This window comes from Vulcanithermus mediatlanticus (genome assembly GCF_055385885.1).
Genome location: NZ_AP042385.1, coordinates 1,732,187 through 1,749,424 on the forward strand (window position 1 = coordinate 1,732,187; position 17,238 = coordinate 1,749,424).

The following is a 17,238-nucleotide window of genomic DNA, read 5'->3' on the forward strand; positions in this document are numbered from 1 at the left end:
TTATGGAAACCTCCCCCAAACCTCCCATTCCAGCTCCAACGGGAGCGTTTTGCGGATTTCTTCGATCAAGGCCCAGACCTCCTTGGCGCTCGCTCCCCCTAAGTTTACGATGAAGTTTCCGTGCTCGGTGCTGACCATGGCTTGGCCCCGCCGCAGGCCCTTGAAGCCGGCGAGGTCGATGAGCCGGCCGGCGGCGTCCCCCGGCGGGTTTTTGAAGGCGCAGCCGGCGCTCTTGCGCTTCGGCTGGCCTTTTCGCGCCTGGTCCACCCGCCGCATGCGGGCGAGGATTTCCGTACTCGGACGGTGCTTGAGATCGAGGCGAACCCGGGTCACCACGCTGCCCTCGGGTAGCCCGCTCTTCCGGTAGCCGAAGTCCAGGGCTTCGGGCCCTACCCGGATGAGGCGCCCCTCGTGGAAGTACTCGATCTCGGCCAGTGCCTCGGCGATGGTGCCGAAGCGGGTGCCGGCGTTCATCCGGACGGCGCCGCCGACGCTGGCCGGAATCCCGAGCAGGCCCTCGAGGCCCGAGCGGCCCCGTTTCGCCGCTTCCTGAACGATCTGGGGCAGGAGTGCCCCGGCCCCGATCCAACCGTCGAGGTCCCACCTCGCGAACTCGCCCCCAAGCTTAATTACCCGCTCGGGGACCCCCTCGTCGGCCACCAGCAGGTTGGAGCCGTTGCCGAGGATCCGGTAGGGGGCTTCGGTGGCCCGGGCCAGGTCATCGAGAGTCTCGACCAGCCAGAGCTCGGCCGGTCCTCCCACGCCCAGGGTGGTGAAGTCCTTTAAGTGAACGCGTTTCACCTCCATACCGTTTCCCCCGCCTGGACCAGCTGGCGCGCCAGGCGCCATACGTCTCCGGCCCCGATGGTGAGGATGAGGTCTCGATTCTCGAGGCTTTGCCTGAGGTGGTCGAGGGCTTCGTCCCAGCCCATGTAGGATGCCGTCACCCCGCGGCTCTGGAGCGCCCGGGCGATCTTCTCGCCGCTCACGTCAGGGATCGGGGCTTCGCCGGCGGCGTAGATCTCCAGGACCACGACTTCGTCGGCGATGGCCAGCGCTTCGGCGAACCGATGCCACATCTGGGCGGTGCGCCGGTAGCGGTGGGGCTGGAAGACCGCGCGAACCCGGCGCCCGGTTTGTTTGGCGGTGCGGAGCGTCGCTGCAACCTCGGTGGGGTGGTGGGCGTAGTCGTCGTAGACTGGAACCTCGCCGATCTGCCCCACCCGCTCGAACCTACGCCCGATGCCTTTGAAGGCGCCGAGCCCGGCCCGAATGGCCTCGAACGCGATGCCCTCTGAAACCGCCGCAGCCGCCGCGGCGAGGGCGTTTTCGACGTTGTGGGCCCCCGGAAGGTGGAGGTGGATCTCGCCGAGGACCTGCCCGTCATAGACCAGGGAGAATGTGCTCCCGGTGGCCTCGAGGCGAAGCGCCTGGGCCCTGAGTTCACCCCGCTGGCGTCCGAAACCGATCCGCTCGGTGTCGGGCAAAAGTCGGGAAAGATGAGGCCAGTCGGCGTTGTAGACCACTTTGCCGGCGCGTTCGAGCCAGCGACGGATGGCCTGGCGCAGCGCCGCTTCGCTGGGATGATAGCTGGGACGCGTGTCGCCGATGTGGTCGTCCTCGAGGTTCGTCAGCACCGCGACATCGACTCTGGCCTTGGGGAACAGCCGGTCGGACTCGTCGATCTCGGCGATCCGGTAGTCTCCTTGGCCGATTCTTGCGTTGCTGCCAAAATCCGGGACCCTGGCCCCAACCAGCACCGTGGGGTCGAGCCCGGCGGCGAGGAAGATCTGGCCCAGCATGGCGGTGGTGGTCGATTTGCCGTGGGTTCCGGTGACGCCGATGCTACGCGCACGGGCCAGAATTTCCGCCAGCAGCTCGATGCGCTTTTGCACCGGGATGCCCCGCGCCCTCGCCGCCCGAACCTCGGGGTGCGTTTCGGGAACCGCGTTGGAGACGACGAGCCGGTCCACCCCTTGCAGATGGTCGGGGTCATGTCCCGGGAAAACATCAACCCCGATAGCCGCCAGCGCCCCTGCGTTTTCCGCCGGGCGCAGGTCGCAGCCCGAGACCCTGTGGCCTTCGGCAACCAGGACCCGGGCCAGCGCGCTCATTCCGATGCCCTCGAGGCCCATCAGGTGCAGGTGGGTGCCTTGCTTCACGCGGTGACTCCTTTCAAGCACGATTCGATCAACGAGGCCAGCCGTTCGGCGCTTCCGGCGGGGCTGAGCGTTTGAAGGGCTTTCCGCATGGCCCTTCGGGTTTCGGGGTCGAGCAACGCCTCGATGTGTTCGCCCAGCGCTTCGATCCTCTCCTGCAACACCACCCTCGCCGCCCCCCGGGCTTCGTAGAGCCGTGCGTTTTTTTCCTGGTGGCCGCCGGCCGAACTCGGCAGCGGCACGATGATCAACGGTACTCCATGGTAGGCGGCTTCCGCCAGGGTCATGGCCCCGGCACGGGTGACCGCCAGATCCGAGGCCGACCAGGCGAGCGTGGTGTCGAGGAAGTCCACGAAGTGGTAATGGGGGTGCGAGAAGGTGGCCCGGGTTTCCTCGAGCCAGCGGATTCCGGTTTGGTGGACCACCTGAATGCGGTCGAGGAAGGGCGCGAGCAACGCCGGCAGGCGTTGGTTGAACACCCGTGCCCCCTGGCTGCCTCCGAGCACCAGGAGGGTGGGCCGCTGCTGGTCGAGCCCGAGCTGGCGTCTGGCCGCCTCGCGGGGGTGCCGAACCTCACGCACCGGCATCCCGACCACCTGGGCGCGAGCCTTGAGCATGGGCGGGAGGTTTGCCGGTACGGCGAGGGTCAGGAGTCGGGCCCGCCGGACGAGGAGCCGGTTGGCCAGGCCCAGGGCGGCGTTTTGTTCGTGAAGAATCAGGGGACTGCCCAAGGTGCTGGCGGCGAAGGCGAAGGGAAAGGCGGCGTAGCCCCCCGTGGCGAAGACCGCGTCGGGGCGCATCCGCCTGGCCAGAGCCAGGGCCTGGGCGAGGCCCTTTGCCACCTTGAGGGCTTCGGCCGGGCGGAGTGCGGTACGATCGAGCTTGCCGGCGGCGATTTCGTAAAAGGGGAAGTGTTTCGGGGCCAGCCGGGATTCAAGGCCGCTCGAGCCCACGTAGAAGACCTCGTGGCCCCGCCGGGCAAGAGCTTCGCCCACGGCGATGGCGGGGAAGATGTGGCCGCCGGTGCCGCCACCGGTGAGGGCGATCTTCATCGCGCCTCCCTTCTCTCGGTCTTGCCGCGGGGAAATGCGGCGTTCGAGGCCGCGTGCAAAAACCCCAGGGCCAGCCCGCTGGCCACCAGCGAGGTGCCACCGTAACTGATCATCGGCAAGGGGATGCCGGTGGTCGGCAGGAGGCCGAGGACCACCGCGGTATGCACCGCGGCCTGCAGGGTGATGGCGGCGGTCATGCCCATCGCGACCACGCTGATGCCGCCCTGCAGGTTCACCGCGATCTGCATCCCGCGGAAGAAGATGATGCCATAGGCCAAAAAGAGCAGCGTGACCCCGAGCCAGCCCAGGGCGAAAGCCAGCGTGGCGAAGGCCATGTCGTTGTAGGCGTAGGGGACATAGGGCATGCTGGCGCCGGGCCCTTGGCCAAAGAGTCCGCCGGCGACGATGGCCTCCTTGGCCCGCACCACCTGGTAGACCCCCTGTTCTCCGGAGAAGAATTCGCGGAAGCGCTCGAGCACGTGGCCGAAGCGGCTGAGGTAGAGACTTTGAAGGCTCATAGCGATGAGGAAGCTGAAGATCCCAATGGCAAAGAGGCGGCGCCAGGGCACGCCGATGGCCAGGAGGATGAACAGGGCGAGGATCAAGTGGAAGGCCGCGGTGGCAAAGTCGGGCTCCATGGCCACCAGCGACACCGCCAGGGCGATGACGGTGACCGGGCCCAGTACCGGGTAGTCGGTGCCGTGGTCTTCGAAGAATCTCGCCAGGTAAAACACCAGGAGGAGTTTGCTGAGCTCGGCCGGCTGGAAGGAAATGCCGCCAAAGACCAGCCATCGGTGGGCGTAGTCCTTGCCCGGGCGAACATCGACCCCGATGAGAATGGCGAGGAAAAGCAGGATGACCGCCCCGGCGTAGAACCAGCGGGCCCATTTAAGGAAAAAGGGTAGCGAAGCTCTCGAGACCACCAGCGTCACCAGCAACGCCACGCTGATCTTCGCGGCGTGCGACACGAAGAGCCCCGGGGCCGCCGTCGCCACGACGACGAGGCCGAAGCCGGACAGGAGGAGTTGGGCTAGGAGGAGGTAGGGGTCCATAGCACCTCCTTGACCGCAGCCCGAAAAGCTTGGGAACGCGCCTTATAGTCGCGGAACATGTCGAAGGAAGCCGCGAGCGGGGCCAGGAGAACGCTGCCACGGTCGATGCGGGAGAGCGCGATTTCGATCGCCCGGGAAAACGCCTCCTTACCCGACGCTGTGATCTCGACCACGGGAACCGCGTCGGCGTAGCTTCGGGCCAGCTTGGGGCCGTCGCGCCCGATGGCGAGGATCAGGGCCACCTTCGCCTGCACCAGGGGTCGAAGCGGCAGGGGGTCGGCGCCTTTGTCGATGCCTCCCAGGATCCAGGCCACCGGCGCCGGGGCGGCCTCGAGCGCTGCCCGAACGGCCAGGGTTCGGGTGGCGATGGAGTCGTCGATGAAGACGACGCCGCCCCTTTGGCCGACGACTTCGAAGCGGCCGGGGACGGTGGGGGCGGTGCGGAGCGCCTCATCGATCGACTTTGGATCGATCGTCCCGCCGCGGAGCGTGAGATAGGCGATGGCCGCTCGACGGGCGGCCTCGAGGTTGGTTTCCCGCGGGGTGGCTTGAGGGGTAAAAGGAAAACGCCGGGCCGGGGTTTCTTCGAGGGCCTCGACGATCTTGGCGTCGGCGGCATTGTAGACCACCACGTCGTTGGAGGTGAGGTTTTTGAGGAGATTGAGCTTGGCTCGGTGGTAGGCCTCGAGCGTGCGGTGCCGGTCGAGGTGGTCGCGACCGAGGTTTAACAGGACCGCCACCCGGGGATGAAAGTCGCGGATGCGCTCGAGCTGGAAGCTCGAGAGCTCGGCCACCGCGACCTCGGCCCGGTCGATGACGTCGACCAAAGGGGTGCCGATGTTGCCGCCTTCCAGCGCCGAAAGGCCCTGGGCGCGGAGCAGGTGGGCGGTGAAGGTGGTGGTCGAGGTCTTGCCAGCGGTCCCGGTGATGGCGATGATCTCGGCCTTGCCAAGGCGCGAGGCCAGCTCGGCCTCGCCGATGACCGGGGCGCCGAGTGTCCTCAGGCGGGGGTGGTCGATGGGTACCCCGGGGGCGGCGATCACTTCTTGGTAAACCCCCGGCGCCGGGTCAGGATCGGCTTCAAAACCCAGGGCAAGGGCGGCCTCGAGGTGCTCTGGTCTCGGGTGTTCGTCGTAGAAGCGGGCCGGAATCCCGTGACGCTTGAGAAAACGCAGGACGCCGAGCCCGCTTTGTCCCAGACCGAAGACCAGCCGCATCATGCCCCCCAAAGCGCCGTCGCCAGCGCTGTGGCCACGGCGGTGACCACCGCGAAGCGGAAGACAACCTTGGCCTCGGGCCAGCCCCCGAGTTCGAAGTGGTGGTGCAGCGGAGCCATGCGGAGGATCCGCTCCCCCCCCGTGGCCCGGAAATAAATGACCTGGACGATCACGCTCAGCACTTCGGCGACGGGCACGATGGCGACGAGGGGGAGGAAAAAGAGCTTGCCCTGCACCAGGAAGAGCCCGGCGATGAGCGCGCCCAGGGCCTGGGACCCGGCATCGCCCATGAAAATCCGAGCGGGTGGCGCATTGTGCCACAAAAAGCCGAGCAGCGCCCCGACGAATGCCCCGCCAAGGGGCAAGCCCAGGAAGGGGAGGAGGATGATGATTCCCACGCTCGCGGCCAGGCCGTCCAGGCCGTCGGTGAAGTTCATGGCGTTGGCGGTGCCGACGATGGCCAGGACAAAGAGCGCGAAATCGAGCGCCGGCCAGGGGGCGTAGCTGACCGTGGCCGAGATGTGGATGGCGAAGGCGGTGGCGATGAGGACCTGGAGTACGAGCTTTTCCCGGGCCTTGAGCGGTCGCAGGATGACCCCGGCCAGGTCGTCGAGGAGCCCGAGCAGCAAAAAGCCCAGGGTGAGGAGCGCGACCGCGAGCTCGCCGCCGCCGTATCGCCACCACACCAGCGCCGCGGCGAGAGCGATGGCCAGCCCGCCCATGCTCGGGGTCCCCGATTTTTGCAGGTGGCTCTCGGGGCCATCTTGTCGGACGCGTTTTCCCAGATTGAACGCCCGGAGCAGCCTCGCTTCAAGGCCGACCAGGAACCAGCTGAGGATGAACGCAGTGACCACGCTCATGGCGTTTCCTCCAGATACGGGTTGAGATGGATGCGTTCGCCTTGGCGGTCAAGAACCCAAACCTCCCCGGCTCGGGCGGCAAGGGCCAGGTAGGCGCCCGGACGGCGGGCGATGCGGAGCCCGGTCGGGGTGTAGGCGACAAGGCCCTCGTCGGTCAGGAGGTAGAGGTTGCTCGCCAGCGCTGCGGCATGAAACCGGGGGATCGGAAAGCGGCCGATGCCGGGAAAGAACGCTTCTTTGCCTAGGAAGGCGACCCGAGTATCGTCGGCCACCACGATGCGGAACCGACCGCTGGCCAGTTTGCGGTTACCGTACCAGGCATCGCCATCGGTCCACCACACGCCTTTTCGCACCCGGGCATCCCGGGCGGGGTAGGGAAAGCGCTTTTTTGCTCCGGGGACGAAGAGTTCATTTGCAAGTCCGACCACGGCCTCAGGAAAGGCGTGGAGAAAACGCGGAGGCGTTGAGAGTCGGAAGCTTTCCACAAAGGTGCCGCCCCGGAAAAAGAGGAGCTGGTCGGCGTAGGCGACATAGAGTGCATCGCCGTTGGCGGCGGCCAGAAGCGGGGGCGCGGGGAGGGGGAAGCGCGAGGTGCCCCACTCCACCCAGCGTCCCCGGATGGTGCCGCCGGGGATGAGGATGACGTTCGGGGTGGGCTGGGAGGTCGTGGGTGCGCAGGCGGCGAGGAGGCCTGCCAGGAGCAGGCCCGCCGGAAAGAGCCTTGCGCTTACCCTCCGCCTACCCATCGATCACCTCGAGCAATCGTTCCAGGCGCAGGCCCCTTGAGGCCTTGAGATAGACCACGTCGCCGGGACGCCGCACCCTTTGCAGGTGTTTTGCCGCTTCAGCGACGCTTCTCGCCACCGAGCCCCGCCCGGCTGCCTTTTGCATCGCTTCGGCGAAGTCGCCGACGAAGATCAGCTCGTCGGCCACGGCGGCCGCCGCCCGGGCGGCGCTTTGGTGGTGGGCCGGTGCGCTCTCGCCGAGCTCGAGCATGGTGCCGAGCACCACCACTTTCCGCCCCGGGACCTGCTTAAGCAGTTCCAGACCGCTTTGGACCGAGGCAGGGTTGGCGTTGTAGGCGTCGTGGATGATGGTGAGATCTTTGGCGTGGATGACCTCGAGGCGGCCTGAAGGCAGCCTGAGCGCGCCCAGCCGCTCGATGGCATCGCTGATGCTCTGGCCAAGGATCTCGGTCACGGCCAGCGCCGCCAGGGCCCCGAGCGCGGGTCCGAGACCGGGGTAGGGGAGATGGACCCGCTTGCCCCGGTAGACAAAGCGGGTGCCCCAAAGACCGTAGCGGAGGTCGTGTCCCTGGAAATCGGCTTCAGGGTGAAACCCATAGGTGCGTACGCCCTCGAGGTCAAGCCAACGCGCGGCCCCTACCTCGGCGATTTTGAGCTTTGAGGCGGTCAGGAGCTTCCCCTTTTCCCGGGCCACCGTTTGGAGGTCCCGGAAGGCCTCGAGGTGGGCGGGGGCGATGGCGGTGAGCACGCCGATCTCTGGCTCGGTGAGTTCGACCAGATCGTCCATCTCCCCGACGCGATCGATTCCCAGTTCGACCACGGCGCCCTTTGCCTTTGGGTTGAGGTGAAGGAAGAACCGGGCCAGGGCGGGGACCGTGTTGAGGTTGCCCGCGGTGGCGGCGTAGCCCAGAGCTCTTGCGAGCGATTCCTTGGTCGTGGTCTTGCCAACGCTGCCGCTCACCGCGACCACCGGCCCGGAAAATCGCCGCCGCAGGGCCCGGCCGAGGAGGATCAGGGCCCGGTACGGGTCGGCGACCTCGACGGCTTCGGGGCGCGCCAGATCGGTGAGCAAAAAGGCCGCCCCCCGGGCCAGGGCGTCCTCCAAAAAGGCGTTGCCGTGGGTGCGCTGGCCGGGCAGGGCGACGAAGGCGCTCCCCGGGGTGAGACTGCGGCTGTCCCAGGCCAGGTCCGACGCCGGGCGGGCCTTTTCGTGCCGGCGTCCTCCGGTGACCTGGGCCACCCATCCGGGGTCTAGGTATTGAGTATGTTGAGGTATTTGCACAACCCACTCACCCAAGTTCATACTACCAGGTCGGCGGTACGCCCCAGTACGAGAAGAGGCCCTCGGCCAGTTCCTTGAAGACCGGCGCCGCCAGGTAGGCGCCGAAGCGGCGATCCTTTTCAACCTCGGGGTCGTAGAGAACGACCACCGCGGTCACCCGCGGGGTATCGGCGGGGACAAACCCGGCAAACAGCGCCACCACCCGGTTTGGATCGTACCCTCCGGGGACCGCGATCTGGGCGGTTCCGGTTTTGCCGGCGACCCGGTAACCGGGGATGCGGGCCTCGGGCGAGATCCGCTGGCTGAGAATGCCCCGCAACCGTTCCGCGACCCCAGGGCTGAAGACCCGGGCGGGGGCCTCCGCTTGGCCGGCGAAGAGGAGGGGGGGTTTGTAACGGCCGTCGGCCAGCGAGTTGAACGCGGCGGCGAGGTGGAGCGGGGTGATGGCGAATCCCTGACCGAAGCTGGCATTGGCGTACTCCACCGGACCCCACGCCGATGGGGGTTTGACCAGTGGCCGTTCACTGAATCCGGGCAGGAGGTTGGCGTCGTCGAGGTGAAGCCGCTCGAAGTAGCGATAGAGAACCTTGGGATCCAGCCGTTCGGCGAGGAGGCTGATCCCGACGTTGGACGATTTGGCCAGGATGTCGGCCAGATCGAGCTTTTGGACGGGGTGCCACCGCCAGTCGCGGATCCAGCGATCGGCGACCTTGCGCCGGTAAGGGACGGGGATCTTTTCCTCCAGGGTGACCTTGCCCTCATTCAACAGCGCGGCCGCGGTGAGCGGTTTGACCGTGGACCCGGGTTCGATGAGGTAGCGAAAGGCGTAGTTGAAGAGTCGGGGGTCTTGGCCGGGGCGGCCGCGGGGGCTTTCGGGGTCGAGGGTCGGGTTGTTGGCGGCGGCGAGGATGGCGCCGCTTTTGGCATCGAGGACGATGAGCGCGCCCCACTTGGCCCGGGTTTTCTCAACGCCGCGATCAAGGGCTTCCTCGGCCAGGGCCTGGACGATCGGGTCGATGGTGAGTCGGACGTCCTCGCCTCTTGCCAGACGGAGCTCGCTGATCCGTTCGACGCCCGAGAGTCCCCGGCCGTAGACCCACTCCCCGGATTCAGGGTCGCGATAGCGCTCGGTGTACCCCACGACTTGTCCGGCAAAGGCCCCGAGCGGGTAGAGCCGCGTACCTGGGCTTGGGCTCAGGGCCAGGGGGGTGCCGTCGGCGGCGAGGATCCGACCGCGAACGACCGGCGGGCGTGGCGGAGGTTCGATCCGGGGCAGCGCGTTTTGCTTGGAAGCCGCGATCAACTGATAGAACCCGGCTCCAAAAATAAGAATCCACATGAGCGCGAAGAGTGCGGCGACCCAGGTGCGTCTGAGCCCGAGATCGGTCATCGCGTCCACCTCCCCTGGGGCAGGGGCACGAAGCCGTTGGCCCGGGCCCAGCGGAGGACGCGTTCCGGCGATCTCGCCCGGGCGAGATCAGCTTCAAGGCGGCGCGCCTCCTCGCTGAGGCGCAGGTTCTCCTGGTAGAGCTGCTCTGCCTGACGCTTGAGGCTCTGAACCCGCCAGCCCAGCGCGGCCAGCAAGACCAGGGACAAGCTGAGGAGGAAGCCCCATCGAAGGACGGTCTTCATCGCCGGATGCCTCCCCGGAGTTTGGCGCTCCTGGCCCGGGGGTTTGCCGCCACCTCGGCGGCCCCGGGAACGATGGGTTTTTTGCGCACGGGCTCGAAGTCGGGGCTTTCGCGGAAAAAACGCTTCACGATGCGGTCCTCGAGGGAATGGAAGCTGATAATGACGAGGCGACCGCCGACGCCGAGCACTCGGGCGCTGGAGTGGAGGAGCGCCTCGAGCGCCCCCAGCTCGTCGTTGACGTAGATCCTCAGGGCCTGGAAGGTTTTTCGGGCCGGGTGGCCGGCTCGGCGAAAGCCCGCGGCCTGGCGGATGATGTCGGCCAGAGCCTGGGTGGTCTGGATAGGGGACTTTCGCCTGGCCTCGACGATGGCCTTGGCGATCTTTCGGGCCTTTCGCTCCTCGCCGTAACGGAAAATGATCTCCGCCAGCGCCTCCTCCGGCAGAGTGTTGACGATCTCGGCCGCGGTGGGTCCTTCGTCGCCCATGCGCATGTCCAAAGGTCCGTCGTGGCGGTAGGCGAATCCGCGCGAGGGGTCCTCGAGGTGAAAGCTGGAGATGCCGAGGTCGGCCAGGATTCCGTCGACCCGATCGATGCCCAGCGAATCGAGGACCATCGCGAGGTCGCGGAAATTGGCGTGCACGGCGGTGAGGGCGTCGGGGTAATCCTTAGCCAGGGCTTCGGCCCGTTCGATCGCTGCTGGATCCTGATCGAGGGCGATGACCCTGGCGCCGCGTTCCAGCATCGCCAGGGTGTGCCCCCCGCCGCCGAAGGTGGCGTCGACGTAGAGCTTTCCCGCCTCAACCTGGAGCAGGTCGAGTGCGGGCTCAAGCAAAACCGGTGCGTGGATGGTTCTTGCGGTCATCCGCTCAAATTCCTCAAGACTTCAGGGTTGGGGGGCGAGGCCATGGTTTTCTTGAGGTCCTCCCACCAGCGGGCTTCGGACCAGATCTCGATACGGTCGGGCGCCCCCGCAACCACGACGCCCGATTCGAGACCAGCGAACTGGCGCAAATTCGGGGGAATCAGGACCCTACCCCCTTTGTCGAGCTTGGTTTTGTGGGCCCCGGAGTAGAAGAAGCGGACGAACCGCCGGGCTTCGCTGTCGGTGAGGGGCAGGCCCTCGAGCTGGCGTTCGATCCGGGACCAGGTGGCCAGGGGGAACACGTAGAGGCAGCCCTCGAGCCCGCGGGTAAGAACCAGGCCGTCGCGCAGGAAGTCGCGGAAGGGGGGCGGGACCACCACCCTTCCCTTGTCATCGAGTGAATAGGTGTACTCCCCAAAAGGCATAGATCGAACCCCCGAGCGAGGCGCCGCTTCGCTTTTTTCCCTCCCTTACCCATAAGCCTACCACATCTTCCCACTATAGCGGGGAAGCTTCCCACCTTTTCCCACCTAAAAGGTCAAGGCACGATCAAGGCGGGCCAAATGGCCCGCCTTGGGAAGGGGTGTAAGCCGGGTTCTGTCGTGCACGGTCATCTATCTGGGACCGGCGTCGCCGCCGGCCTCAAGCGGCCTTTCCTTCGGGTTCGAGCGAGCCGGGTCCAGCTCTCCCCGATTCCTGGCCTTGCACCGGGTGGGGTTTACCGAGCCACCTCGGTTTCCCGAGGTGCTGGTGGGCTCTTACCCCACCGTTTCACCCTTGCCTCCGTGACCCTTCCCGGCGAGGGAAGGCGGATCGGCGGTCTGTTTTCTGTGGCACTTTCCGTCGCCTTACGGCGCCCAGGCGTTACCTGGCACCCTGCCCTCCGGTGCCCGGACTTTCCTCACCCCTCACTCGAGGGGCGCGACCGTGCCCCCTTCCAAACCCCCATTTTAGCGCCGAGGTCGGAATCTGTCACCCTCGGGTCGTGTCTTGTATGAAGGCCCCGGCCTCCCGTAAGCTATCGGTGCGCGGGCGGTTAGCTCAGCTGGCCAGAGCGCCCGCCTTACAAGCGGGAGGTCACTGGTTCAAGTCCAGTACCGCCCACCACGATAATCAAGGGCCGGAGGAACTACCCCGGCCCTTGATTACTACCCCGTAACTACCCCTTATGCATCATCGTTGGATTTGGAGCCCGTCCTCGTTGCCGTGGTACGTGCGACGTATGCCGCGGCGACCCCGGTTGAGGGTCGTCCACCCCCCGCGGCCGTACCAGAGGTAGGCCCGGAGGGCGATGTACGTCGCGGTAGAGCCCCTAGCGGTGCCCCCGCCGGCGTGCGAGTAGGCCTTGCCAGCCGCGGGGGCGATCACGGCCTGGACTGCGGGGACTGGGTCCGTGGGCGGTGAGACGTAGGGTCTGGAGGCAAAAGTGGGCATGATGGCCTCCTACCAGGTCAGGGTGAAGCTGTCGATGGTCAGGGTGTGGGCGTTGTCTTTGGTGAACTCCTGTCCGGCGTCAAGCAGGAATACGTATCGTGCGAACAGCGTGTAGTACCCAGGATCGTATAACCCGATTAGAAACCCGTAGATCGTACTTACCGCTTCGGTCGCGTTGAATATGACCGGGATCGTCGGCCGGCCGTTTGCCGATGCCGAGTTGTAGCCTGGGGTTTTGGTCGAGCGCGACGGCGATGAGATGGAAGAGTCAAACGTTAGATCGGTGGCCTGATTTAATACTCCTATTTGGGCGTTAATGCCTGTTCTATATTGGTATGGTCCCTCGTTGTGGATTATTGAGCTGGCTATGGCCCTTGCAAAGTTGTCCGCAAACGTCAACGGCCCAGAGGCATATGCAGGGTCGAGGGCCCATCTCTGCAGCAATCCTTGCCCCGTCAGCGTGCCGATGCCGGATATGGAGATGCTTGCAGGTTGGGGGGTCGTCGGCTGCAACGTAATCCGCACGTAGTAGTGCATTTGTAGCTTTTGGCTCGACGAGACGATGACGGTAGTCGGGGAGCCGCTCGCGTCCCTGAATAGCTCGCGGCTCATTAGGGGGTCCCCGGGGGTGCCCGACGGCGAGAATCCCCACTCAGTCAAAGGAGCGTCGTTAAAAGTGCCAGCGGGATACTCACGGATATAGTGCAGATCGTAGACTCCATCAGAAACGATACTTATGCCGGCGAGATTGCGGCTATTGGTGGGGCCTATCCGTGCGATCTCATTATCAAGGCCCGTTTGGCTCGGCGCAGGGGGAGAGCTCCCGGAGCCAACCACGGCATAGCCAGCCAGTCCATATGCCTTGCCATATGCGTATGCATCGGCGCCGATGATGCCATAGGCGCCCACCAGTGACTTGTACACGTCGAGGAGCAGATTGTGTTGCTCGCCCTCTTGAGCAATGCTGCCATCAGGATTGACTACCCGCCAGTGCAGATACTGGGGCTCGTAGTGGATCCCCACGCGGGCGCGTGGAGGGATGCGCGGGCGGATGCGGATACGGCGGGCGAGAGCGGCGAGGTTATTGTCAGGGCTGGGGGTCCAAATATTAGGCTGGGTCATAGCTACCTCCAGATGGTCCCGAAAAGGACACGGGGTCCAGCTGATCGGTGTTGACGGGGACGTAGTTGCCAACATTGCCGGTGGTGACGTAGATGATTGGGGGGTTGGGATCAGGCGCCGGGCCTGAAAAGGACACGGGGTCCAGCTGATCGGTGTTGACGGGGACGTAGTTGCCAACATTGCCGGTGGTGACGTAGATGATTGGGGGGTTGGGATCAGGCGCCGGGCCCGAAAAGGACACGGGGTCAAGGCTATCCCGCATGCGGATCGGGTAGAGGTCCGAGCGCAGTACAAGGCCATGCCCCTTGGGATCGCTGGCCAGGCTGCCCAGGGCCTCCAGCTGCCAGGGCAGGGCGACGAGTTGGTCGAGGTAGGCGGGCTCGGTGAGGGTCTCGACGATGGTCTCGGTCGCAAATCCCTGCGAGGCGAGCCGCATGTTGACGGCGAGGCGGTCGGGACTCAGGTAGAGCAGCACCACGTCGGCGCCCGCGAGGTCGGAGGCCTCCAGGTCGTAACGGGCCTCGGCCTCGGCGATGAGCACCGGGTCCACGCCGGGGTAGGGGCCCAGGGTCTGGTACTTGGTGGTGGTCGAGTCCCAGGCGATGAGCCAGAGCTCGCCGGAGCGTTCGTAGGCCACGACGGGGTAGCCCGCGTTGTCAAACGCTAGGGCCAAGTGACGGATCTCGTTCACGGGATGTTGGAGGGGCGGCGCTTGCACCTCGACCCAGTCGGCGCCCGTGGGGTCGGCGTCTCGGCGCCAAGGCGCGCCGGCCTGGGCCTGGAAGAGCCGTAGAGCCTTAGCGTCCTTGTCGAGCTCGGCGAGCCAAGCGTAGCCGTAGGCCGCGAGGAAGCTCCCGTCGCCCACGTCGCCGATGGCCGCGGGCCCCGGGGCCAGGGCGAGCTCCGGGGCGTAGTCGCCGCCTCGGCGGCCGATCAGGGGGCGGAGTTTCACGGCTCGGGCACCTCCTTATAGCGGGGATGGGCAAAGGCCTCCTTTGCCGCCTCCATTGCCTTGCCAAGGAGCCAGAGCATGCCGAGCGCGGTGCCAAGGTAGAAGAGCCAGCCGTGATATCGGCGCATGGAGGCCTCCTCTATTGCGCGAGGACCTGGACGCTCACGGGGCCGTCGCCGGCGTCCTGGATTTCGAGGGCATCGAAGAAGAAGGTGAAGTCTAGGGTCGTGCCGGGTAGCAGCAAGTACTCGACCCGCTCCTCGGCGCCGTTGTTGGACTTGATGAACGCGAGTAGGGCCTTGGTGTCCCCGTAGTTGATGACGTGTCCCCGCGTTACCGGCTTGCCCAGTGCGGGGGAGATGTTGAACCGAACGTTCGTTGCCCCCTCGGCACGCTGGACAAAAGGAAGACGGCGGGGATCATGCGGGGGCACGTTGCGCACCGGCAGGCCATGCTCATAAGCGAGCATCCGTTCTTGCGCGGTAAGCGCGTCCGTAATTCGATCGAGCTTCGCCTGCAGCCATCCCATTACACGCCGGACCTCGGGTGAGGAGAGCAGTTTTGTAAGTTGTCCTTGAATGTCGATTCCCAGCATGGTCACCTCGCCCAAACCTCAGGGCAGGCCCCGGTTGCACAGCCGCCGCCTTGGTCGATTTCGCCGAGTAGCATGGTGCCACTTGCTGCGGGGCTCTCGCTCTCCTGGCGCAGATATGCGAGGGCCAGGTAGGTTCCTGCCCCCAGCAAGGCATAGGCAAAGACCGAGCCGAGGGTCCACCAGAATCCCCGTTTAAACTCACGCTTGGGGCGGAGCTTGTCAGCGGGCATCGACCCCACCTCCTTTCGTGCTCGGGGACGGGGTCAAGGCGGCTTTCTGTTCGTACTGAGGGCGAATCCTGGCAAGGGCGGCCTCAATCATCCGCTTTGCGGTCTCGCGGTCGAGGCCGGGAGCCAGCGTGTCCAGGAGCTTGAGGGCCTCTTCCATTTTGCGGCGGGCACGCTCCTCGGGTGGGAGGTCTTCGGCAGAGCGATATTTCTCTTCGACAGCAAGGACGGCCTGCTCGGCTGCTTTGGGTACATGTTCAGTCAGCCATTTTTGGTACTGACCCCCGATGATCCGGAGCACTTGAGCGAGCACGGGTCCTACGCCGGGGACCATCGCGACGACCCCGGCGAGGAAGTTAACCGCCAACATGACTACCCCCACGGTGAGGGCGGCCTGGATCAGCCAAATCAGCCACACTTGGCTGGGCGGAATCAGATCTCGAACGTCCATCGATCACCTCCTAGACTCGCCACCGCTCGCCGATAGGCCTCGCTCACGGGGCGCTTGGTGTGCCAGCGCCAGAGAGCTAAGGCAAGCAAGGCGACAGCGGCTGCCGTGGCGTAGCGCTTCATATGCCCACGAAGTCCTTGCACAGCGGATCGTCTGGGTTCTCGTAGCAGTAAAAGGGGTCGGTTGGGTACTGGGGCGGCGGCTCAGCGCTACGCGGGGCGGGATTGCGCCGGCTCATTACCCAGTCCGCGACCACGTAGGCGCCGGCTGCAAAAACGAGCAGTTTTAAGAGCTTAAGCGTCATGAGTCAGCTCCTCCTTTCGGACCTCGATGCCCCTTCGCCGAAGGACCCCGGCGAAGATCTCAAGCGCCCTAGTGTTCTGGTGGATCAAGGTTCTGGTCTCCTGGATGAGGTACTTACTCTCAGCAACGTGGCGCTCGATTTTGCGCAGGACTCGTACCGCCTCCTGTTCTCGCCAAATGACCAGAAGGGTGAACGCCAGAAAACTGGCCTTGCCGATGTCAAGAGACGCGAGGAGTTGGAGGAAGTCGTTCATCAGCAGAACACCCCCTGGGCCTCGAGGTCACTGATCCTCTTCGTCAGCTCGGCCACTTTGGCCTTTGCTTTGTCGAAGTCGGCCTTGGCCTGGGCGTACTTTTGCCTCAGGCCGGGCAGGGCTGCACGGGCGTCCTCGACCTGTTGCTGGAGAGCGCGGATCTTGTTCGCTACCCCGGTGTAAGAGCCGTCGTACCAGTAAGCACCCCGGGTGGGCGGCTTGGGAATGCTGGGCGTTCCTGGTTTAGTGACCACGCCTTTCACGTACTCGACGCAGCTCGTTTTTAAGGCCTTCGACTTCGCTTTGGAGAAATCGGTCCAGCCGTTCGATCCAAGGAATCCTTCGTAGCGATAGCGCCAGGAAGCGTTCCAGGCAAACTCGTCGCAAACCTGCTGCGCTTCACGGAGGGCCTCGTCCATCCGGCGTTTTGCGTCATCCTGCTGGGTCTTGTAGCGTCGGAGATCTTGCCGGTAGGCAGTGAGCAGTTGACAGTACGTGGGAGCCTCTGGTTGCTCGGGTGCCTGGCCCTGGGTTTGCCCGGGGATGACGCCGGGGTCGTGCTTGGGTAAGGTCTGAGGATCAACTGGCGCCGTTTTAAGGGGCGTGAGGGCCTTAGGGACCGGGCCTCCCTTCAGGAGCCCGTAACCGAGGAGCACCGCACCGGCCCCGACGGGGATCAGGAACCAGCTTTTCATGACTCCTCCTTCGTAGCGAGGTAGAGGGCGAAACCGATCAGCGATGCACCAGCAAGCGCAATCAGCGTGCCCCTTGCAGTTGCCAGGGCCTGGTAGTTGTAGAAGATGCGGGTCCGTTGGACGTCGCCTTCGGTCCAGGCCACGTCGCGCCCGAACCAGGCTCGGATTTCATTCACGCGTTCCTGGCTTAGCCATCCCTGGGTCAGTGTGTCGTACCAGGCCCGAGCGGTCGCGCTTCTCTCACGAGCAATGGCCTCGGCGGCGGAGGCCTGCCGGTCCACTCCGAGGTAGTTGAAAACTCCGCCGAGCAGTCCCAGGACCGCCGAGATCGGTTCCACGCCC

General features: G+C 65.5%; 22 protein-coding genes, 1 tRNA gene and 1 other RNA gene. 1 reads left to right on the plus strand and 23 read right to left on the minus strand.

Translation table 11 applies throughout. The features are described from left to right. The 13 genes from ACZ5BT_RS09955 to rnpB form a co-directional block, all read right to left on the minus strand. Positions 1-807: a UDP-N-acetylmuramate dehydrogenase gene (locus ACZ5BT_RS09955; protein ID WP_464884437.1), complete on the minus strand. Its 807-nt coding sequence runs from the start codon at positions 805-807 to the stop codon at positions 1-3. Continuing rightward, positions 798-2,162, minus strand: a complete 1,365-nt coding sequence (murC, locus tag ACZ5BT_RS09960; protein WP_464884438.1) for a UDP-N-acetylmuramate--L-alanine ligase — start codon at positions 2,160-2,162, stop codon at positions 798-800. The genes ACZ5BT_RS09955 and murC overlap by 10 nt, the downstream gene beginning before the upstream one ends. Then, the gene (murG, locus tag ACZ5BT_RS09965) at positions 2,159-3,211 is read right to left on the minus strand and encodes an undecaprenyldiphospho-muramoylpentapeptide beta-N-acetylglucosaminyltransferase (protein ID WP_464884439.1); all 1,053 of its coding nucleotides are present in this window, start codon (positions 3,209-3,211) and stop codon (positions 2,159-2,161) included. The genes murC and murG overlap by 4 nt, the downstream gene beginning before the upstream one ends. Next, positions 3,208-4,263 carry an FtsW/RodA/SpoVE family cell cycle protein gene (locus ACZ5BT_RS09970; RefSeq protein ID WP_464884440.1) on the minus strand — a complete coding sequence of 352 codons (1,056 nt, stop codon included), beginning with the start codon at positions 4,261-4,263 and terminating at the stop codon, positions 3,208-3,210. The genes murG and ACZ5BT_RS09970 overlap by 4 nt, the downstream gene beginning before the upstream one ends. Then, positions 4,242-5,480, minus strand: coding sequence for a Mur ligase family protein (locus ACZ5BT_RS09975; protein ID WP_464885817.1), 1,239 nt, complete (start codon positions 5,478-5,480; stop codon positions 4,242-4,244). Before ACZ5BT_RS09975 ends, ACZ5BT_RS09970 begins: the two co-directional genes overlap by 22 nt. Then, positions 5,480-6,340, minus strand: coding sequence for a phospho-N-acetylmuramoyl-pentapeptide-transferase (locus ACZ5BT_RS09980; protein ID WP_464884441.1), 861 nt, complete (start codon positions 6,338-6,340; stop codon positions 5,480-5,482). Before ACZ5BT_RS09980 ends, ACZ5BT_RS09975 begins: the two co-directional genes overlap by 1 nt. Next, complete coding sequence (locus tag ACZ5BT_RS09985) at positions 6,337-7,086, minus strand: hypothetical protein (RefSeq protein ID WP_464884442.1); 750 nt, start codon at positions 7,084-7,086, stop codon at positions 6,337-6,339. Before ACZ5BT_RS09985 ends, ACZ5BT_RS09980 begins: the two co-directional genes overlap by 4 nt. Beyond that, positions 7,079-8,326: a UDP-N-acetylmuramoyl-tripeptide--D-alanyl-D-alanine ligase gene (locus ACZ5BT_RS09990; RefSeq protein WP_464884443.1), complete on the minus strand. Its 1,248-nt coding sequence runs from the start codon at positions 8,324-8,326 to the stop codon at positions 7,079-7,081. The genes ACZ5BT_RS09985 and ACZ5BT_RS09990 overlap by 8 nt, the downstream gene beginning before the upstream one ends. 64 nt (positions 8,327-8,390) lie before the next feature. Next, positions 8,391-9,758 (minus strand): peptidoglycan D,D-transpeptidase FtsI family protein, encoded by a 1,368-nt coding sequence (locus tag ACZ5BT_RS09995; RefSeq protein WP_464884444.1) that lies wholly within the window; start codon positions 9,756-9,758, stop codon positions 8,391-8,393. Then, the gene (locus ACZ5BT_RS10000; protein WP_464884445.1) at positions 9,755-10,000 is read right to left on the minus strand and encodes a hypothetical protein; all 246 of its coding nucleotides are present in this window, start codon (positions 9,998-10,000) and stop codon (positions 9,755-9,757) included. Before ACZ5BT_RS10000 ends, ACZ5BT_RS09995 begins: the two co-directional genes overlap by 4 nt. Further along, the gene (gene rsmH / locus ACZ5BT_RS10005; RefSeq protein WP_464884446.1) at positions 9,997-10,863 is read right to left on the minus strand and encodes a 16S rRNA (cytosine(1402)-N(4))-methyltransferase RsmH; all 867 of its coding nucleotides are present in this window, start codon (positions 10,861-10,863) and stop codon (positions 9,997-9,999) included. Before rsmH ends, ACZ5BT_RS10000 begins: the two co-directional genes overlap by 4 nt. Then, positions 10,860-11,288 (minus strand): division/cell wall cluster transcriptional repressor MraZ, encoded by a 429-nt coding sequence (mraZ, locus tag ACZ5BT_RS10010; RefSeq protein ID WP_464884447.1) that lies wholly within the window; start codon positions 11,286-11,288, stop codon positions 10,860-10,862. Before mraZ ends, rsmH begins: the two co-directional genes overlap by 4 nt. Before the next feature lie 145 nt (positions 11,289-11,433). Next, positions 11,434-11,804, minus strand: an RNA gene (gene rnpB / locus ACZ5BT_RS10015) — RNase P RNA component class A. Positions 11,805-11,893: 89 nt separating this feature from the next. Between rnpB and ACZ5BT_RS10020 the strand changes: the two genes are divergently transcribed. After that, positions 11,894-11,970: transfer RNA gene (locus ACZ5BT_RS10020), tRNA-Val, on the plus strand. Positions 11,971-12,306: 336 nt separating this feature from the next. Here ACZ5BT_RS10020 and ACZ5BT_RS10025 read toward each other — a convergent pair. From ACZ5BT_RS10025 to ACZ5BT_RS10070, 10 genes are all read right to left on the minus strand, one after another. Next, the gene (locus tag ACZ5BT_RS10025) at positions 12,307-13,419 is read right to left on the minus strand and encodes a hypothetical protein (protein ID WP_464884448.1); all 1,113 of its coding nucleotides are present in this window, start codon (positions 13,417-13,419) and stop codon (positions 12,307-12,309) included. Next, positions 13,406-14,371 (minus strand): hypothetical protein, encoded by a 966-nt coding sequence (locus ACZ5BT_RS10030; protein WP_464884449.1) that lies wholly within the window; start codon positions 14,369-14,371, stop codon positions 13,406-13,408. The genes ACZ5BT_RS10025 and ACZ5BT_RS10030 overlap by 14 nt, the downstream gene beginning before the upstream one ends. Continuing rightward, on the minus strand, positions 14,368-14,499 hold the full coding sequence (locus tag ACZ5BT_RS10035) for a hypothetical protein (RefSeq protein WP_464884450.1): 132 nt from the start codon (positions 14,497-14,499) through the stop codon (positions 14,368-14,370). The genes ACZ5BT_RS10030 and ACZ5BT_RS10035 overlap by 4 nt, the downstream gene beginning before the upstream one ends. Positions 14,500-14,510: 11 nt before the next feature. Further along, a complete protein-coding gene (locus ACZ5BT_RS10040; protein ID WP_464884451.1) occupies positions 14,511-14,966 on the minus strand; it encodes a hypothetical protein in 456 nt (151 codons plus the stop codon). Between the two features lie 2 nt (positions 14,967-14,968). Continuing rightward, the gene (locus tag ACZ5BT_RS10045; RefSeq protein WP_464884452.1) at positions 14,969-15,196 is read right to left on the minus strand and encodes a hypothetical protein; all 228 of its coding nucleotides are present in this window, start codon (positions 15,194-15,196) and stop codon (positions 14,969-14,971) included. Further along, entirely contained in the window at positions 15,186-15,644 is a 459-nt protein-coding gene (locus ACZ5BT_RS10050; RefSeq protein WP_464884453.1) for a hypothetical protein, read from the minus strand. The genes ACZ5BT_RS10045 and ACZ5BT_RS10050 overlap by 11 nt, the downstream gene beginning before the upstream one ends. Before the next feature lie 118 nt (positions 15,645-15,762). Further along, on the minus strand, positions 15,763-15,948 hold the full coding sequence (locus ACZ5BT_RS10055; RefSeq protein ID WP_464884454.1) for a hypothetical protein: 186 nt from the start codon (positions 15,946-15,948) through the stop codon (positions 15,763-15,765). Continuing rightward, entirely contained in the window at positions 15,938-16,201 is a 264-nt protein-coding gene (locus ACZ5BT_RS10060; protein WP_464884455.1) for a hypothetical protein, read from the minus strand. The genes ACZ5BT_RS10055 and ACZ5BT_RS10060 overlap by 11 nt, the downstream gene beginning before the upstream one ends. Continuing rightward, positions 16,201-16,896, minus strand: coding sequence for a hypothetical protein (locus ACZ5BT_RS10065; protein WP_464884456.1), 696 nt, complete (start codon positions 16,894-16,896; stop codon positions 16,201-16,203). Before ACZ5BT_RS10065 ends, ACZ5BT_RS10060 begins: the two co-directional genes overlap by 1 nt. Continuing rightward, positions 16,893-17,234, minus strand: coding sequence for a hypothetical protein (locus ACZ5BT_RS10070; protein WP_464884457.1), 342 nt, complete (start codon positions 17,232-17,234; stop codon positions 16,893-16,895). The genes ACZ5BT_RS10065 and ACZ5BT_RS10070 overlap by 4 nt, the downstream gene beginning before the upstream one ends. Positions 17,235-17,238: the final 4 nt, after the last annotated feature.

Coding starts and splice junctions, on each gene's coding strand:
- ACZ5BT_RS09955 (WP_464884437.1), bottom strand. CDS start 807: ATGGAGGTGAAACGCGTTCACTTAAAGGACTTCACCACCCTGGGCGTG.
- murG (WP_464884439.1), bottom strand. CDS start 3,211: ATGAAGATCGCCCTCACCGGTGGCGGCACCGGCGGCCACATCTTCCCC.
- ACZ5BT_RS09970 (WP_464884440.1), bottom strand. CDS start 4,263: ATGGACCCCTACCTCCTCCTAGCCCAACTCCTCCTGTCCGGCTTCGGC.
- ACZ5BT_RS09975 (WP_464885817.1), bottom strand. CDS start 5,480: ATGCGGCTGGTCTTCGGTCTGGGACAAAGCGGGCTCGGCGTCCTGCGT.
- ACZ5BT_RS09980 (WP_464884441.1), bottom strand. CDS start 6,340: ATGAGCGTGGTCACTGCGTTCATCCTCAGCTGGTTCCTGGTCGGCCTT.
- ACZ5BT_RS09985 (WP_464884442.1), bottom strand. CDS start 7,086: ATGGGTAGGCGGAGGGTAAGCGCAAGGCTCTTTCCGGCGGGCCTGCTC.
- ACZ5BT_RS09995 (WP_464884444.1), bottom strand. CDS start 9,758: ATGACCGATCTCGGGCTCAGACGCACCTGGGTCGCCGCACTCTTCGCG.
- ACZ5BT_RS10000 (WP_464884445.1), bottom strand. CDS start 10,000: ATGAAGACCGTCCTTCGATGGGGCTTCCTCCTCAGCTTGTCCCTGGTC.
- rsmH (WP_464884446.1), bottom strand. CDS start 10,863: ATGACCGCAAGAACCATCCACGCACCGGTTTTGCTTGAGCCCGCACTC.
- mraZ (WP_464884447.1), bottom strand. CDS start 11,288: ATGCCTTTTGGGGAGTACACCTATTCACTCGATGACAAGGGAAGGGTG.
- ACZ5BT_RS10025 (WP_464884448.1), bottom strand. CDS start 13,419: ATGACCCAGCCTAATATTTGGACCCCCAGCCCTGACAATAACCTCGCC.
- ACZ5BT_RS10035 (WP_464884450.1), bottom strand. CDS start 14,499: ATGCGCCGATATCACGGCTGGCTCTTCTACCTTGGCACCGCGCTCGGC.
- ACZ5BT_RS10040 (WP_464884451.1), bottom strand. CDS start 14,966: ATGCTGGGAATCGACATTCAAGGACAACTTACAAAACTGCTCTCCTCA.
- ACZ5BT_RS10045 (WP_464884452.1), bottom strand. CDS start 15,196: ATGCCCGCTGACAAGCTCCGCCCCAAGCGTGAGTTTAAACGGGGATTC.
- ACZ5BT_RS10050 (WP_464884453.1), bottom strand. CDS start 15,644: ATGGACGTTCGAGATCTGATTCCGCCCAGCCAAGTGTGGCTGATTTGG.
- ACZ5BT_RS10055 (WP_464884454.1), bottom strand. CDS start 15,948: ATGACGCTTAAGCTCTTAAAACTGCTCGTTTTTGCAGCCGGCGCCTAC.
- ACZ5BT_RS10060 (WP_464884455.1), bottom strand. CDS start 16,201: ATGAACGACTTCCTCCAACTCCTCGCGTCTCTTGACATCGGCAAGGCC.
- ACZ5BT_RS10065 (WP_464884456.1), bottom strand. CDS start 16,896: ATGAAAAGCTGGTTCCTGATCCCCGTCGGGGCCGGTGCGGTGCTCCTC.